Raw genomic sequence first — 15,003 nt, forward strand, 5'->3', positions numbered from 1 at the left:
GCATGGCAGACGAGCGACGGTTCGCGCCGGTGGGTCAGGCTCCCCAGCCGGCCTGCACGCCGCCCACGCGCTCCTCCGCGATGCGCTGCTGGTACCCGGACGCCGCGTAGGCGGCCATCGGGTCGGCAGGCAGGCCGCGCGACTCGCGCCACTCCGCGAGCGCCGGGCGCACGTCGGTCGAGAACGCATCCATGAACACGGCGTTCGCCGTCAGCACGTCGCCCGAGCGCTGCGCGGCAGACAGTGCCTCGCGGTCCACCAGCAGGGCACGCGCGGTCATCTCCTGCACGTTCAGCACGGAACGGATCTGCCCGGGGATCTTGTCCTCGACGTTGTGGCACTGGTCCAGCATGAAGGCGACGTCGGGATTGTTCAGGCCGCCACCGCGGATCACCTCGAACAGGATGCGGAACAGCTGGAACGGATCGGCCGCGCCCACGATGAGGTCGTCGTCGGCGTAGAAGCGGGAGTTGAAGTCGAACGAGCCGAGCTTGCCGAGCCGCAGCAGCTGCATCACGATGAACTCGATGTTCGTGCCCGGCGCGTGGTGACCGGTGTCGAGGCACACGAGGGCCTTGTCGCCGAGCGCGCTCACCTGGGCGTACGACGTTCCCCAGTCCGGCACATCGGTGTGGTAGAACGCGGGCTCGAAGAACTTGTACTCGAGCACGAGCCGCTGGTCGTCGCCGAGGCGCGCGTAGATCTGCTGCAGCGAGTCGTGCAGGCGGTCCTGACGACCGCGCAGATCGGCCTGCCCGGGGTAGTTGGAGCCCTCGGCGAGCCAGATCTTCAGGTCGCGGCTGCCCGTGGCGTCCATGACCTCGATGCACGCGAGGTGGTGGTCGATGGCCTTGCGGCGGATCGCGGCGTCCTCGTGCGTGAGCGCGCCGAACTTGTAGTCGTCGTCCTGGAAGGTGTTGGAGTTGACGGTGCCGAGCGTCACGCCGTGGTCTTCGGCGTGACGGCGCAGGTCGTCGAAGGAGTCGACCAGGTCCCACGGGATGTGCAGCGCCACGGTCGGCGCGAGGGCGGTGTGCGCGTGCACCTGGGCGGCGTCGGCGATCTTCTCGTACGGGTCGCGCGGGGTGCCCGGCGTGCCGAACACCTTGAACCGGGTGCCGGAGTTGCCGAAGGCCCAGCTGGGCAGCTCGATGCTCTGCTTCTCGAGCGCGGCGAGGATGTCGGGGGTGAGGATGCTCACGATGCACGGCCTTCGGTGTCGGTGGTGGCGGAGGAGTCGGTGGCGCTCGCCGCGGCGAGCTGGTCTTCGAGGTGGAACACCTCGGTGAGGGAGGTGGCGGCCTGATCGGGGCGGCCGTCGAGGCCCACGAAGAAGCGGCTCATCTCGGCCTCCCACCGCGCGGCGACGGGCGACTCGGCGAGGTACGCCTGGGCCGCCCGGTCGTCGTCGGTCTCGTAGTAGCCGAAGAGCGTGCCGCCGGCGCCGAGGAACAGGCTGTAGTCGCGTCGTCCGGCGGCGGCGATCTCCGCCAGCATCTCCTGCCGCACGGGGGAGTGCCTGGCCACGTACTCGTCGAGCAGCTCGGGGCGCACCTGGAGCTGGAAGGCCACGCGGGTCATGAGGGTCCTTTCGGTGTCCGGCCGGTGCCACGCGGCACCGGCCGGACGGGCGACTCAGAAGTCGAAGTCGCCGATGTTGTCGGCGTCGAACACGAACGGGTCGCCCAGCAGCACGACGCCGTCGGCGCCGACCGTGTACTCGCCGAGGTCGCCCGCGTCGAACGTGTCGCCTTCCTTGCCGGTGATGTCGCCGGCGATGAGGGCGTGGGCGGCGAACGCGGCGAGGTAGCCGAGGTCTTCCGGGTTCCACAGCGCGAACGACGTGACGGTGCCGTCCTCCACGTACTCGCGCATCTGGTTCGGGGTGCCGAGCCCGGTGAGGGCCACGGTGCCCTTGTAGTCGGACGTGGAGAGGTAGCGCGCGGCGGCCGCGATGCCGACCGTGGTGGGCGACACGATGCCCTTCAGGTCGGGGTGGCTCTGCAGCAGTGCCGCGGTCTTGTCGAAGGACGTCTGGTCGTCGTCGTCGCCGTACACGGTCTCGACGATCGTGATGTCGGGGTAGTCGCTCGCGACGTACTCCTTCATCAGGTCGATCCAGGCGTTCTGGTTGGTCGCGTTGGCCGAGGCGGAGAGGATCGCGATCTCGCCCGCGCCGCCGATCTGCTCGGCGATCTGGTCGATCTGCACCTTCGCGATGCCCTCGGAGTCGGCCTGGTTGATGAACAGGTCGCGGCACTCGGTGTTGGTGTCGGAGTCGAACGTGACGACCTTGACACCCGCGTCGCGGGCCTCGTTCAGGGCGTCGCAGATGGCCTTGGGGTCGTTCGCCGAGACGACGAGCGCGCCGACGCCCTGCTACGTGGCGGTGTTGATGTAGCTGACCTGGGCGTCGGGCGTGGCCTCGGCCGGTCCCACCTCGGAGAACGTGCCGCCGAACTCCTCGACGGCCTTCTTGCCGCCCTCGCTGGACGTGTCGAAGTACGGGTTGCCGAGGTTCTTGGGCAGGAAGGTGATCGAGGCGTCGCCGCCGCCTTCTCCGCCGCTGCCGCTGCCGCCGTCGCCGGATCCGGCGCAGCCGGTGAGGGCGACCGCCGCGGCCACCGCGAGGGCGGCGAAGGCGGTCACGCGCTTGCGTGCAAACGTCATTGTTCGTTCCTTTCGTCGGGGGATGCCGCGGTCGCGGCGTCCATCGGTGCCCCTGGCGCTGTGGTGCCGGCACCGGCGGGGGTTCTGCCCGGTCGGCGGCGTGCTCTCTGCAGCCAGGCCAGGACGCTTGCGGCCACCACCGAGATCACGAGGAGCGTGCCGGTGATGATGTTGATGACGTCGGAGGTGACGTTCACCAGGCGGAGCGCGCTCGCGAGCGCCCCGATGAGGAAGGCGGCGGCGATGACGCCGTAGATCTTGCCGCGACCGCCGAAGACGGACACCCCGCCGAGGACGACGGCGGCGATCACCTGGAGCTCGAGGCCGGTGGCGTTGTCGCCGCGGGCGCTGCCGTAGCGGAGCGTGTAGAAGATGCCGGCGAAGGCGGCGACCGCGCCGGAGAGCACGAAGAGCACGAGCTTGGTGCGCTCGACGTGCACGCCGGAGAAGTGCGCCGCGTCCTTCGACAGTCCCACCGCGTACACGCCGCGACCGAACGGGGTGAAGTGCAGCAGGACCGCGAACACGGCCACCAGCACCAGGAACGGGATGGTGATGACGGGGATGGGCGTGCCGGCGATCTTGGCTTTCGCGAGGTCGCTCCAGAACTCCGGGAAGTCGGTGACGGCGGCCGTGCCGAGCAGGCCCACCGCGAGGCCGCGGTAGAGCGCGAGCGTGCCGATCGTGACCGCGAGCGAGGGGAGCCCGACGACGGTTACCAGGAAGCCGTTGAACGCGCCGCCGACGATGCCGACCGCGAGCGCGGCGAGCGCGGCGATCTCGAACGGGAGGCCGCCCTGCACGAGCGCTCCGGTGACCACGCTGGACAGTCCGACCATGCTGCCGACCGAGAGGTCGATCTCGCCCGTGATCATGATCAGCGTCATCGGCAGCGCGATCAGCAGGATCGGGGCGATGTCGAGCAGCAGGTAGGTGAGGGTGATCGGCTGACCGAAGCCGCGGATGCTCGTGGCGGCCACGACGGCCACGACGATCAGCAGCCCGACGATCGCGGCCTCGCGCGTGAGGAGCAGCCGGCGCCACAGCGGCTTGTCGTAGTCGCGGATGACGCGCGCGCTCGCGGTGGTGGTGGTCGCGGTGGTCATGACTGGTCCCTCGCCTCGATGAGCCGCCGTCTCTGCCGGACCGCGAGCACGCGGTCGAGCACGATGGCGCCGATGATGAGCAGGCCGACGACGGCGCGCTGCCAGAAGTCGGGGATGCCGAGGATCGGCAGGGCACGGTTGATGGTGAGCAGCAGCACGGCTCCGATCGCCGCACCCCAGACCGAGCCGATGCCGCCCGTGATGGCGACGCCGCCGATCACCGCGGCGCCGACCGCGTCGAGCTCCCATCCGGCTCCGGCCTGGGAGTTGATGGTGCCGTAGCGTGCCGCGTAGAACACCCCGGCGAGCCCGGCGAGCGCACCCGACAGGACGAACGCGGTCAGCACGCGGCGCGTGACGCGCAGGCCGTACAGCTCGGCGGCTGCGGGGTCGGAGCCGATCGCGTAGAACTCCCGCCCGCCGCGCGTGTTCTTCAGGTACCAGGCGGCCGCGGCGAGCACGATCACCGCGACGACCGCGAGGATCGGGATGCCCAGGAGCTGTCCGGTGCCCAGCGCCAGGAAGTCGCGGGGGAGGTCGGAGGCGTTGACGCGGTCGCTGCCGGTCCACAGCACGTTGATGCCCCGGTAGGCGTAGAGCGTGCCGAGCGTGATGACCATGGCGGGCACCTTCGCGTAGGCGACGAGGGCGCCGTTGACGAGTCCGAGGAGGGCGCCGAGCACGACGGCGGCGATCACGACGAGCACGATGGGGATGCCGGGCACGTCGATGAAGAGCCGTCCGGTGAGGTAGGCCGTGAGGCCCATGACCGAGCCGACGGAGAGGTCGACGTTGCGGGTGATGAGCACGATGGCCTGACCCACCGCGACGAGCACGAGGATCGAGGGCGTGAGCAGCAGGTCGCGCCAGCCGTCGGCGCTGAACAGGAACTTCGGGTTGTTGAGGGTCGCGGCGGTGATCACGAGCACCAGGGCGAGCAGGATGCCGAACTCGCGCGCCCTGCCGATGCCGGAGATGCGCGTGGTGAGCGCGGAGACGGGGATGGCGGTGGTCACGAGGAGAGCTCCGATGCGTGCGTCGCGGCGAACATGACGTTCTCGGAGGTGGCCTCCGAGCGGGGGATCTCGGCGGTGATGCGGCCCTCGCGCATCACCAGCACCCGGTCGGCCATGCCGAGCACTTCGGGCAGCTCCGACGAGATCATGAGGATGCCCATGCCCTGGCCGGCGAGCTGGGAGAGCAGCCGGTGCACCTCGGACTTGGTGCCGACGTCGATGCCGCGGGTGGGCTCGTCGATCAGCAGCACCCGGGGCTGCGTCGCGAGCCACTTCGCCAGGACGACCTTCTGCTGGTTGCCGCCGGAGAGGGTGGCGGCGACCGTGTCAAGCGCGTGCGTCTTCACCTCGAGGCGCGAGGCCCACTCACGGGCGGCCCGGTTCTCCATCGCGGTCGTCAGCAGGCCGAGCCGGGCCAGACGCCGGCGGATCGCGAGGGTGATGTTGCCGCCCACGCCGGACTCGATCACGAGGCCCTGCTTGCGACGGTCCTCGGGGACGAGCGCGAGTCCCGCCCGCATGGCGTCGACGGGGCGCCGCGGCGGGATGCGCCGGCCGGTCATGCGGACCGTGCCCTCGCGGTAGCCGTCCACGCCGAACACGGCCCGGGCGACCTCGCTGCGTCCCGCGCCAACGAGCCCGGCGAGTCCGACGATCTCGCCCGCGCGCACGGTGAAGGAGATGTCGTGGAAGAGTCCTGGGCTGGTGAGGCCCTCCACCTCGAGCAGCGGTTCGCCGATCGCGGCCTCCTGCTTGGGGAACAGCTCGGCGACCTCGCGGCCCACCATCTGGCGCACGAGCTCGTCGACCGTGGTGTCGGCCACGGCGGAGGTGGCGATGTACGCGCCGTCACGCATCACGGTGACGGTGTCGCAGAGGGCGAACACCTCGTCGAAGCGGTGCGAGATGAAGATGAGGCCGCGCCCCTCGTCGCGCAGGCTGCGCGCGATCGCGAACAGGCGCTCGACCTCCACGCCGGACAGGGCGGCGGTGGGCTCGTCCATGATGAGCAGTGCCGCGTCGAGGGAGACGGCCTTGGCGATCTCGATCACCTGCTGGTCGGCGATCGAGAGCCCCTCCGCGGGGCGGTCGGGGTCGATGGTGACGCCGAGGCGGGTGAAGAGCCGCTCGACCTCGTGCCGCATGGCCTTCCGGTCGATGCGGCCGAAGCGTCCGAGGGGCTGGCGGCCCATGAAGATGTTCTCGGTCACCGACAGGTCGGGGAAGAGCGTCGGCTCCTGGTAGATGACGGCGACACCGGCTGCCTTGGACTGGGCGGTGGAGGTGAAGTCCACGCCGGCCCCGTTCAGGCGGAACGTTCCGGCGTCGCGCTGGTAGAGGCCGGCGACGATCTTCACGAGCGTGGACTTCCCGGCACCGTTCTCGCCGACGAGCGCGTGGATGGAGCCGGGGTCGACCGTGATCGTGCCGGAGCGCAGGGCGATCACCGAGCCGAAGGCCTTCTGGACGCCGGCGAGCTCGAGCACGGGCGCCGTCGCGGGTGAGGACATCATTTCTCTCTCCATTGAGGGAATGAATCGTTTCAAACCCTGTCGGAGATGAGATTAGGCGATGTGTTGACTGCTGTCAAGACGGCATGAGAGTGTGAGTCCCGAGCGGAATGTGAGTCGTTTCACACGCCGGAGGACGGGAGGTCGCGGATGGCGGTCAGCGTGCGCGAGGTCGCGGAGGACGCGGGTGTCTCGGTCGGCACGGTGTCGAACGTCCTCAACCGGCCGGAGAAGGTGGCCGCCGAGACGGTGGCCAGGGTCCAGGCGTCGATCGATCGGCTCGGCTTCGTGCGCAACGACGCGGCCAGGCAGCTCCGCGCCGGACGCAGCCGCACCATCGGACTGGTCGTGCTCGACATCCGCAACCCCTTCTTCGCTGAGGTGATCCGCGGCGCCGAGGAGCGCGCCGATCAGCACGGGCTCTCGGTGCTGGTGGCCAACAGCGACGAGAAGCAGGAGCGCGAGGCCATGCACCTCGACCTGTTCGAGGAGCAGCGGGTGACGGGCGTGCTGGTGACGCCCGTGGCCGAGTCGCTGCCGCGCCTGGCGCGCATGCACGAGCGCGGCACGCACGCGGTGCTCGTCGACCGGGAGTCGCAGGACGAGCGCTTCGCCTCGGTCGCCGTGGACGACGTGGAGGGCGGCCGGATCGCCATGGAGCATCTGCTCGCGGTCGGCCGTCGGCGGATCGCCTTCGTCGGGGGGCCCGTGTCACTGCGGCAGGTGTCCGACCGGCTCAGCGGGGCACAGGCCGCGGCCGCCGACGCCGGGGTCGCCCTGGAGTTCCTCGCGACTGCCGCTCTCACGGTCGAGGAGGGGAGGCAGGCGGGGTCGCGGATCCTCGGCCGCGCCCCGGCGGATCGTCCGGATGCCGTGTTCGCGGCGAACGACCTCGTCGCGCTCGGCCTGCTGCAGAGCCTCGTGATGACCGGAGACGCCCGGGTGCCCGACGACATCGCGATCATCGGCTACGACGACATCGACTTCGCCGCGGCCGCCGTGATCCCGCTCAGCTCGGTGCGTCAGCCCGCCGCCCTGATCGGCTCCACCGCGGTCGATCTGCTGCTGCAGGGTCAGGGGGAGCGGGCGCCGGAGCCCGAGCACGTGCTGTTCCGCCCCGAGCTGGTGGCGCGGCGCTCCACGACCGGCGCGTGACCCCGCCGCCGATGCCGTCAGGCTGAGGCCGACGACCGGTGCTGGGCGCTCGCGCCGCGCATGATGCGGGCGACCGCCGTGATCAGGAACAGCTGCCCCGTGATGCCCTCGGCCACCGCGACGGCCTGCATGCCGGCGCCCCGGGGGATGAGGTTGCCGTAGCCGGTCGTGGTGAGGGCGGTGAAGGAGAAGAACAGCTGATCGCCGAGCGAGTCGGTCTCCGCTCCGATGAAGAGCGGTTGCGACAGGAACTGCGAGGCGAGGTTGTACGCGAAGGCGAAGAACATCCCCACCAGGATGTACGCCGTCACCGCGGCGAGCAGCGCCTCGATGTCGAGCCCGCGTCGCGTGACCTGATGCGCGATGATCGCCCACGGTGCGACGAGCAGTGCCACCATCGAGGCCGCGGACAGCCCGACCGCCAGGGCGGGACTGCCGGTGCCGAAGAAGGTCGCCAGCAGGGCCGCCGCGCCCGCGGTGGACAGCACGACCCACGTCACCCGCTGCACGAGCGCACGGGCGCCCGTCACGCGGAACACGATCGCGACCGTCGCGAGCATGACCAGGAACGCCCACGGGCTCGGGTCGGCGCTCGGCTGCGCGGCGCACAGGCCGTACGAGACGCCCAAGAGCAGCAGCACGATCGCGTAGCCGACCGCCCGGTAGCTCCAGGCGCTGTCCTCGGTGCCCAGGGAAGCGCCGACGTGCGGGTGCGGATTCATGGCGATCCTCTCCGTCGCGGTGGTGTGACTCCCGCGCGCGGCCAGTATCCCAGCCGGTCGCGCGCGGGTCGGGAGGCGCGGCCGTGGCCGCGGTTCGTCAGGGCGCGTCGAACCCGTTACACTGGTCGAGTGCATCCGCGCTCTCGGGCCGGATGCCTGGAGACGTCGCATAGTCCGGCCTAGTGCACCACCCTGCTAAGGTGGAGTCCCCTTACGGGGACCAGGGGTTCAAATCCCCTCGTCTCCGCCAGTTCTTCCCCCTCGAACCGCGATCACGGTACGGCGCTCGATCTCGAGCGATCGCGCAGCACGAGTCGCCTGCGGTCCGCCCGTGCGGTCGCCGCTCAGCGGCGCGGGAACGGTGCCGAGGAGCGCAGGTGCGCGGCGCCGAGCGGGTCGCACACGGTGGACTCGTCGACCACGCCGAACCGGAGCAGGGCGGCGGGATCGGTCGAGGAGGGCGGCGTCCGATCGGGTCGCGCGGAGAGCAGCACGAAGTCCGCCGCGGTCCCCGTCAGGTGCAGCGACCCCGCCGGCAGGCAGTGCAGGGCGATGCGGATCGCGGTGAGGTCGCGGTCGACCGCAGCGTCCGTGATCGACCACGCCGTGAAGCGGTTGGCCGACGCGGAGCCCGTCCACTCCTGTCGCACCGCCCCGGTCACCCGCAGCAGGGCCGTCGTGCCGCGGAGCCGGGTCGACTGGCGCAGTTCCAGCAGCACCCCGACCACACCGGCCGGGATGTCGACGATCACGTGCGTGACCTGGGCGTCCACGAGAGCCAGGGCGTCGGCGAACGGATCCTCGGTGTCTGCGAGCGGCGGGAGGCCGGAGGGGACGCCGAAAAGGAGGTCTCTCACCTGCATGCCGACTCGCTCCCCGTGCTCCCCCAGAAACTCCGACGATACGGGATGCGTGTTCACAGTGCAGTCAAACGGGGTGTGAACGCTGCGGGGGAGCGGCGGCACACGACCGGAACGGACCAGAATGATCGGGTGCCGCACCCGGACGGACGGACACGCTGGTGGGGAAAGGAGGAACCCATGATCGGCACCCTCAACGCCCTGATCGGCCGCGTCGAAGCCGCGCCGGACGAGGAGCTCGACGTCGCGGCCGTCGCGCGTGCACACGGCACGACCGAGTACCACCTGCGGCGGATGTTCTCCGCCCTCGCGGGCATGCCCGTGTCGGAGTACGTGCGCCGTCGTCGGATGACGATCGCCGCCGCGGAACTGGTCGGCGGTGCGCCGAGCCTGCTCGACGTGGCCGTGCGGCACGGCTACGGCTCGGTCGAGGCGTTCGGCAGGGCGTTCCGCGCCGTGCACGGCATCGGTCCGGCCGAGGCGCGCCGTGACGGGGGTCCTCTCCGTACACAACCCACGCTCCGGTTCCGCCTGAGCGTCGAAGGGAGCACCCCGATGGACGTCACCATCACCCCCCGACCCGCCCTCCAGCTGGTCGGTCATGCCACGCAGGTCCCGCTGATCCACCGCGGTGAGAATCCGCACATCCAGCAGCACATCGCGGCCATCCCGGCGGAGGAGCACGCGCGGCTCAAGCGTCTGAACGACGCGGAGCCGTCGGGCATCCTCGCCGTGACTGCCGACGTGGAGCCGGACGCGCCCGAGGGCACACCGCTCACGTATCTCCACGGCGTCGCGCTGGAGGAGACGACCCCGGTGCCGGAGGATCTCGACGTGCTGCGGCTCGAGGCGGGCACCTGGGCCGTGTTCGCCGCCGACGGCCCGTTCCCGCAGACCCTGCAGGACCTGTGGGCGGCCACCGCGACCGAGTGGTTCCCGTCGAACCCGTGGCGACTGCGCCCCGGTCCGTCGATGGTGCGGTACCGCGAGTTCCGTGGGGACACGGCCTCGTGCGAGCTGTGGCTGCCCGTGGAAGCGGAGTGAGTCACCGGGGCGGGGCGGCCGAGTCGTCCCGCCCCGGTGTCGGAGGCCCCTGGCACACTGTGCCGCACCCAGCAGTCCCACCCGGAGAGGCAGACGATGGCGGCCATCGACCCCAAGAAGACCCTCGACTCCTACCGCGCACGACGCGGAGAGTTCCGCGTGCTCGAGGTGCCGCCGCTGCGGTACCTCATGATCGACGGCGCGGGAGACCCCAACACCTCGCCCGTGTATGCGCAGGCCGTGGCGGCGCTGTTCCCCCTGGCGTACACGCTCAAGTTCGCGAGCCGTGAAGAGCTCGGCATCGACACCGTCGTGATGCCGCTCGAGGGGCTGTGGCACGCGGCCGACATGGAGTCGTTCACGTCGCGCCGGGACAAGTCGCAGTGGGAGTGGACGCTGCTTCTCCTGGTGGGCGACCACGTGACCCCCGACCTCTTCGCGCGGGCGGTCGACATCGTCGAGGCGAAGAGCGCGAAGAAGCGCGAGCCCTTGCCGGCCCTGCGCTCCGTGCGGCTGGAGACCCTGCACGAGGGGCTGTGCGTGCAGACGCTCCACGTCGGCCCCTTCGACGACGAGGCCCCGGTGCTCGATGAGCTGCACCACCGCTTCATCCCGGAGCACGGACTGCGCATGACCGGTCGGCACCACGAGGTGTACCTGAGCGACATCCGCCGCACCGACCCCGCGAAACTCCGCACGATTCTGCGGCAGCCGGTCGCGCGGGTCGAGTGAGTTCACCGCGGGCGCGGACGAAAGCAACCCCCTCTTCGGCTCGGATGCCGAGCGATACGCTTCCCCCATGAGCAGCGTGAAGCATGCGGCGCGCGCGGCGAAGGACTCGACCGCGTTCCGGAGGACCGCCCGTGTCGGCTTCGTCGTGCTGGGGCTCATCCACGTCGTGATCGGCGCGATCGCCCTCAGCATCGCGGTGGGCGGTTCGGGCGACGCCGACCAGGACGGGGCGATGGCGCGCATCCGCGACAACCCCATCGGCGGGTTGCTGCTGCTGTCGATCGCGGTGGGGCTCATCGCGCTCGCCGCCTGGCAGATCGCCAGCGCCTTCCTCGCCGCCGACCCCGCGGAGACGAAGAAGTGGGGCCGTCGTATCAAGCTCGCCGGGATCTCGGGCTCCTATCTCGTGGTCGCGGTCCTCGCGATCATCTACGCGGTGGGCGGTCGTGCCGAGTCGGAGGACGCGTCGCGCACGCTCAGCGAGATCGTGCTGTCGGCGCCCGGTGGCGTGGCGCTGCTGGTGATCCTCGGCCTGTCGGTGGTCGGCGTGGGCCTCGGCTTCATCGGCAGCGGCATCACGCGGTCGTTCGAGAAGCTGATCGAGCTGCCGACCGGCGCGGGGCGCGCGGGCATCGTGGTGCTCGGGGTGGCGGGCTACCTCGGCAAGGGCGTCGCGGTCGCCGTGACGGGGGTGCTTTTCGTGGTCGCCGCGGTCACCCAGGACCCGGAGAAGGCGGCGGGACTGGATGCGGCGCTGCACAGTCTGCTCGCGCTGCCGCTGGGCGGGCTGGTGCTCGGCGCGGTCGGGGTGGGGTTCGCTCTGTACGGCGTGTTCTGCATGGCCAGGGCCCGGCTCGCGCGCATGTCGTAGCCCCAGACCCCCGCGCCGGCCGCGTCCGGAAGATGGGAGACTGGAACGATGAGCGCTTCTCCCGGAGTCGACGTGATCGCACCGCTGACCGAGACCGAGGTGCAGCGGATCCGCGGGGACTTCCCGATCCTGCGCGCGCAGGTGAACGGCCATCCGCTGGTGTACCTCGACTCCGGCGCGACGTCGCAGCGACCGGACGCCGTGCTCGACGCCGAGCGCGACTACGCGACCACGATGAACGCCGCGGTGCACCGGGGTGCGCACACGCTGGCGGCCGAGGCGACCGAGCTGTTCGAGGATGCGCGGGCCGCCGTCGCCCGCTTCGTCGGTGCCGACGACGACGAGATCGTGTGGACCTCGAACGCGACCGAGGCGATCAACCTCGTCGCCTACTCCCTCTCGAACGCCTCGCTCGGACGCGGCGGCGCGGCCGCGGAGCGCCTGCGCCTCCGCGAGGGAGACGAGATCGTCACCACCGAGATGGAGCACCACGCCAACCTCATCCCGTGGCAGGAGCTCGCGGCGCGCACGGGCGCCACGCTGCGGGTGATCCCGCTCGACGACGACGGCGCCCTCCGGCTCGACGTGGCCGCCGAGCTCGTCACCGACCGCACGAAACTGATCGCCTTCACGCACGTGTCCAACGTGCTCGGCGTGATCAACCCGGTCGACGAGCTGGTCGCGCTCGCCCGCGGGGTCGGTGCCCTGACGCTCCTCGACGCGTGCCAGTCCGCCCCGCACCTGCCGCTCGACGTGCGGGCGCTGGGCGTGGACTTCGCGGTGCTCTCCGGCCACAAGATGCTGGGGCCGACGGGCATCGGTGCGCTGTACGGCCGGCGCGAGGTGCTGGCCGCGATGCCCCCGTTCCTCACGGGCGGCTCGATGATCACGACCGTCACCACGACCGAGGCCGAGTACCTGCCGCCGCCGCAGCGCTTCGAGGCGGGCACGCAGCGGGTGTCGCAGGCGATCGCGCTCGCCGCGGCGGTCGGCTACCTGGACGAGGTGGGCATGTCGCGCATCGCCGCGCACGAGGCCGCCTTCGGCCGGCGCCTGGTGGACGGGCTCCGCGCGATCGACGGCGTGCGCGTGCTCGGAGCCGGCATCGATCTGCCGCGCGTGGGACTCGCGAGCTTCGACGTGGCGGGCATCCACGCGCACGACGTCGGACAGTTCCTCGACGACCTGGGCATCGCGGTGCGTGTCGGGCACCACTGCGCGCAGCCGCTGCACCGGCGGCTCGGGGTCACGTCGTCGACAAGGGCCAGCACGTACCTGTACACGACCGAGGCCGAGGTCGACGCCGTGATCGCGGGTGTCGCCGGGGCGATCGACTTCTTCCGGAGGGGCGCATGAGCGACCTGCAGAGCCTGTACCAGGAACTGATCCTCGACCACTCGCGCACGCCGCACGGCTACGGGCTGCGCGACGAGATCCCGGCGCAGTCGCACCAGCTCAACCCGACGTGCGGTGACGAGATCACCCTGCAGGTGCACCGGGGCGACGACGGGACGATCGATGCCATCGCGTGGGAGGGGCACGGGTGCGCGATCTCGCAGGCGTCCGCGTCGCTGCTGGCCGAGCTCGCCGAGGGGCTCAGCGTGCCGGAGCTCGAGGTGCGCATCGCGGCGTTCCGCGACGCCATGCGCTCGCGCGGCACGATCGCACCCGACGAGGAGCTGCTCGGCGACGCGGCCGCGCTCGGCGGGGTCTCGAAGTACGTCGCGCGCGTGAAGTGCGCGATGCTCGCGTGGGTGGCGACCGAGGACGCACTGACGCGCCTGTGAGCCGTCCCCGATGACCGATTCACGGGAATAGAGTCGCCCGCTCGGCGTTGGGCCGAACATGACTACTCTCGGAATCATCGGTGCAGGCAACATCGGCAGCCAGGTCGCGCGCGTCGCGGTGGCGAACGGCTACGACGTGGTGATCGCGAACTCGCGCGGCCCGGAGACGCTGGCCGACCTCGTCGCGGAGCTGGGGCCGAAGGCGCGGGCGGCGACCGCGGAGGAGGCGGCGGCGGCCGCCGACGTGGCGGTGGTCACCGTGCCGCTGCACGCGATCGACCAGCTGCCGACCGAGCAGCTGGCGGGCAAGATCGTGCTCGACACCAACAACTACTACTTCGAGCGTGACGGTCACATCGAGGCTCTCGACCGGGGCGAGACGACCACGTCCGAGCTGCTGCAGCAGCAGCTGCCGACCTCGAAGATCGCCAAGGCGTTCAACCACATCTACGCGAGCGACATCACGACCGGCGGCACCCCGGCCGGCACCCCGGACCGTCGCGCGCTGGCGACCGCGGGTGACGACGCCGAGGCGGTGGCGTTCGTCACCCGGTTCTACGACCAGGCGGGCTTCGACACCGTGAACATCGGCCCGCTGAGCGAGTCGTGGCGGGTCGAGCGCGACCGTCCCGCGTACGTCACGCGCCAGAACGCCGAGGAGCTGACGGCGAACCTGGCGAAGGCGAACCGCCTGCCCTGAGTCGCCGCGGGCGAGCCCGTCCACCCCGGCTGGGATACCAAAAGTTGAGGAACCCCGGCCGGGGTGGGACAATGCCCGGATGGCGGGGGCTATGGGGGCGGGCGGCGAGCTCGAGTCGGTCAGGGTCACGAGGATCCTGCGCGACGACATCGTGCTGGGCCGGCGACCCCCCGGCGCCCGGCTCGTGGAACGCGACATCGCGGCCGAGCTGCACGTCTCGCGGCTTCCCGTCCGCGAGGCCATCCGTACCCTGGTCGCGGAGGGCGTCGTGACCGCTCGACCGCGTTCGTGGGCGGTGGTGCGGGAGTTCACGCACGACGACATCCGCGCGTTCGCCGAGGTGCGAGAGGCCATCGAGACCCTCATCTTCGTGTTCGCGGCGGAGCGTCACGACGAGGTCGGCCTCGCCCGGCTGCGTCACACGTATGAGCGGGAGGCGGCGGCGGCCCGAGACGGTGACGCGGAGACCGCGCGCCGCACGGCCGCCGAGTTCCACGAGGTCGCGGTGGACCTGGCCGGGAACGAGATGCTCGGCGAGCTCATCGCGGTGTTCCTCACCCGGCTGCGCTGGCTGTTCGGGCAGCACGACGACCTGGTCGCGATGGCCGAGGAGCACCGGGTGATCCTGGAAGCCGTCGCCGCGCGCGACGTCGAACGGCTGCGCACGCTTCTGCCCGCGCACCTGGCCAGCGGGCAGGCGGCCGCCGAGCGGCGGCTGTTCCGCGCCGACGTCGCACTCTGATCCGTCGCGCGACCGGCCCACGAAGCGCGGGACCGCGGCTGTATATTGGTGCGGTCGGAACCGGTCCGGTCACTGTCGCTGTCTGGG

General features: G+C 71.1%; 15 protein-coding genes, 1 tRNA gene and 1 pseudogene. 9 read left to right on the plus strand and 8 right to left on the minus strand.

Annotation, left to right across the window (positions count from 1 at the left end; translation table 11 throughout):
* Window positions 1-34 precede the first annotated feature (34 nt).
* From rhaI to ACWH95_RS08355, 6 genes and pseudogenes are all read right to left on the minus strand, one after another.
* Complete coding sequence (gene rhaI / locus ACWH95_RS08330) at window positions 35-1,201, minus strand: L-rhamnose isomerase (RefSeq protein ID WP_454120513.1); 1,167 nt, start codon at window positions 1,199-1,201, stop codon at window positions 35-37.
* On the minus strand, window positions 1,198-1,581 hold the full coding sequence (locus tag ACWH95_RS08335; RefSeq protein ID WP_454120515.1) for an L-rhamnose mutarotase: 384 nt from the start codon (window positions 1,579-1,581) through the stop codon (window positions 1,198-1,200). Before ACWH95_RS08335 ends, rhaI begins: the two co-directional genes overlap by 4 nt.
* Window positions 1,582-1,635: 54 nt before the next feature.
* A pseudogene (gene rhaS, locus ACWH95_RS08340) lies at window positions 1,636-2,670 on the minus strand (rhamnose ABC transporter substrate-binding protein).
* Window positions 2,667-3,776 carry an ABC transporter permease gene (locus ACWH95_RS08345; protein WP_136036640.1) on the minus strand — a complete coding sequence of 370 codons (1,110 nt, stop codon included), beginning with the start codon at window positions 3,774-3,776 and terminating at the stop codon, window positions 2,667-2,669. Before ACWH95_RS08345 ends, rhaS begins: the two are co-directional and overlap by 4 nt.
* Window positions 3,773-4,792 carry an ABC transporter permease gene (locus tag ACWH95_RS08350; RefSeq protein WP_206251788.1) on the minus strand — a complete coding sequence of 340 codons (1,020 nt, stop codon included), beginning with the start codon at window positions 4,790-4,792 and terminating at the stop codon, window positions 3,773-3,775. Before ACWH95_RS08350 ends, ACWH95_RS08345 begins: the two co-directional genes overlap by 4 nt.
* Window positions 4,789-6,306 carry a sugar ABC transporter ATP-binding protein gene (locus ACWH95_RS08355; RefSeq protein WP_454120516.1) on the minus strand — a complete coding sequence of 506 codons (1,518 nt, stop codon included), beginning with the start codon at window positions 6,304-6,306 and terminating at the stop codon, window positions 4,789-4,791. The genes ACWH95_RS08350 and ACWH95_RS08355 overlap by 4 nt, the downstream gene beginning before the upstream one ends.
* 147 nt (window positions 6,307-6,453) lie before the next feature.
* Here ACWH95_RS08355 and ACWH95_RS08360 point away from each other — a divergent pair, with 147 nt between their 5' ends.
* The gene (locus ACWH95_RS08360; protein ID WP_247638345.1) at window positions 6,454-7,458 is read left to right on the plus strand and encodes a LacI family DNA-binding transcriptional regulator; all 1,005 of its coding nucleotides are present in this window, start codon (window positions 6,454-6,456) and stop codon (window positions 7,456-7,458) included.
* 17 nt (window positions 7,459-7,475) lie between these two features.
* Here ACWH95_RS08360 and ACWH95_RS08365 read toward each other — a convergent pair whose 3' ends face one another.
* The gene (locus ACWH95_RS08365) at window positions 7,476-8,180 is read right to left on the minus strand and encodes a potassium channel family protein (RefSeq protein WP_136028680.1); all 705 of its coding nucleotides are present in this window, start codon (window positions 8,178-8,180) and stop codon (window positions 7,476-7,478) included.
* A gap of 158 nt (window positions 8,181-8,338) precedes the next feature.
* Between ACWH95_RS08365 and ACWH95_RS08370 the strand changes: the two genes are divergently transcribed.
* Window positions 8,339-8,430 (plus strand) — tRNA-Ser (locus ACWH95_RS08370).
* Window positions 8,431-8,524: 94 nt separating this feature from the next.
* Here the strand turns inward: ACWH95_RS08370 and ACWH95_RS08375 are convergent.
* Window positions 8,525-9,037 (minus strand): hypothetical protein, encoded by a 513-nt coding sequence (locus ACWH95_RS08375; RefSeq protein WP_454120517.1) that lies wholly within the window; start codon window positions 9,035-9,037, stop codon window positions 8,525-8,527.
* 183 nt (window positions 9,038-9,220) lie between these two features.
* Here ACWH95_RS08375 and ACWH95_RS08380 point away from each other — a divergent pair, with 183 nt between their 5' ends.
* The 7 genes from ACWH95_RS08380 (at window position 9,221) to ACWH95_RS08410 (ending at window position 14,916) form a co-directional block, all read left to right on the plus strand.
* Complete coding sequence (locus tag ACWH95_RS08380) at window positions 9,221-10,084, plus strand: AraC family transcriptional regulator (RefSeq protein WP_454120518.1); 864 nt, start codon at window positions 9,221-9,223, stop codon at window positions 10,082-10,084.
* Window positions 10,085-10,180: 96 nt separating this feature from the next.
* Window positions 10,181-10,816 carry a GyrI-like domain-containing protein gene (locus ACWH95_RS08385; protein WP_454120519.1) on the plus strand — a complete coding sequence of 212 codons (636 nt, stop codon included), beginning with the start codon at window positions 10,181-10,183 and terminating at the stop codon, window positions 10,814-10,816.
* 67 nt (window positions 10,817-10,883) lie between these two features.
* Complete coding sequence (locus ACWH95_RS08390; protein ID WP_454120520.1) at window positions 10,884-11,687, plus strand: DUF1206 domain-containing protein; 804 nt, start codon at window positions 10,884-10,886, stop codon at window positions 11,685-11,687.
* A 48-nt stretch (window positions 11,688-11,735) separates the two neighbouring features.
* Window positions 11,736-13,043: an aminotransferase class V-fold PLP-dependent enzyme gene (locus tag ACWH95_RS08395; RefSeq protein ID WP_454120521.1), complete on the plus strand. Its 1,308-nt coding sequence runs from the start codon at window positions 11,736-11,738 to the stop codon at window positions 13,041-13,043.
* Complete coding sequence (sufU, locus tag ACWH95_RS08400; protein WP_136028966.1) at window positions 13,040-13,474, plus strand: Fe-S cluster assembly sulfur transfer protein SufU; 435 nt, start codon at window positions 13,040-13,042, stop codon at window positions 13,472-13,474. The genes ACWH95_RS08395 and sufU overlap by 4 nt, the downstream gene beginning before the upstream one ends.
* Before the next feature lie 58 nt (window positions 13,475-13,532).
* Window positions 13,533-14,174 carry an NADPH-dependent F420 reductase gene (locus ACWH95_RS08405; RefSeq protein WP_136028968.1) on the plus strand — a complete coding sequence of 214 codons (642 nt, stop codon included), beginning with the start codon at window positions 13,533-13,535 and terminating at the stop codon, window positions 14,172-14,174.
* A 79-nt stretch (window positions 14,175-14,253) separates the two neighbouring features.
* A complete protein-coding gene (locus ACWH95_RS08410; RefSeq protein WP_136028970.1) occupies window positions 14,254-14,916 on the plus strand; it encodes a GntR family transcriptional regulator in 663 nt (220 codons plus the stop codon).
* Window positions 14,917-15,003: the final 87 nt, after the last annotated feature.

This window comes from Microbacterium sp. NPDC055502 (genome assembly GCF_053643635.1).

Excerpts from the sequence above, each read along its gene's own strand:
- ACWH95_RS08335 (WP_454120515.1), bottom strand. The coding sequence starts at position 1,581 with ATGACCCGCGTGGCCTTCCAGCTCCAGGTGCGCCCCGAGCTGCTCGAC.
- ACWH95_RS08345 (WP_136036640.1), bottom strand. The coding sequence starts at position 3,776 with ATGACCACCGCGACCACCACCACCGCGAGCGCGCGCGTCATCCGCGAC.
- ACWH95_RS08355 (WP_454120516.1), bottom strand. The coding sequence starts at position 6,306 with ATGATGTCCTCACCCGCGACGGCGCCCGTGCTCGAGCTCGCCGGCGTC.
- ACWH95_RS08360 (WP_247638345.1), top strand. The coding sequence starts at position 6,454 with ATGGCGGTCAGCGTGCGCGAGGTCGCGGAGGACGCGGGTGTCTCGGTC.
- ACWH95_RS08365 (WP_136028680.1), bottom strand. The coding sequence starts at position 8,180 with ATGAATCCGCACCCGCACGTCGGCGCTTCCCTGGGCACCGAGGACAGC.
- ACWH95_RS08380 (WP_454120518.1), top strand. The coding sequence starts at position 9,221 with ATGATCGGCACCCTCAACGCCCTGATCGGCCGCGTCGAAGCCGCGCCG.
- ACWH95_RS08385 (WP_454120519.1), top strand. The coding sequence starts at position 10,181 with ATGGCGGCCATCGACCCCAAGAAGACCCTCGACTCCTACCGCGCACGA.
- ACWH95_RS08390 (WP_454120520.1), top strand. The coding sequence starts at position 10,884 with ATGAGCAGCGTGAAGCATGCGGCGCGCGCGGCGAAGGACTCGACCGCG.
- ACWH95_RS08395 (WP_454120521.1), top strand. The coding sequence starts at position 11,736 with ATGAGCGCTTCTCCCGGAGTCGACGTGATCGCACCGCTGACCGAGACC.
- sufU (WP_136028966.1), top strand. The coding sequence starts at position 13,040 with ATGAGCGACCTGCAGAGCCTGTACCAGGAACTGATCCTCGACCACTCG.
- ACWH95_RS08405 (WP_136028968.1), top strand. The coding sequence starts at position 13,533 with ATGACTACTCTCGGAATCATCGGTGCAGGCAACATCGGCAGCCAGGTC.
- ACWH95_RS08410 (WP_136028970.1), top strand. The coding sequence starts at position 14,254 with ATGGCGGGGGCTATGGGGGCGGGCGGCGAGCTCGAGTCGGTCAGGGTC.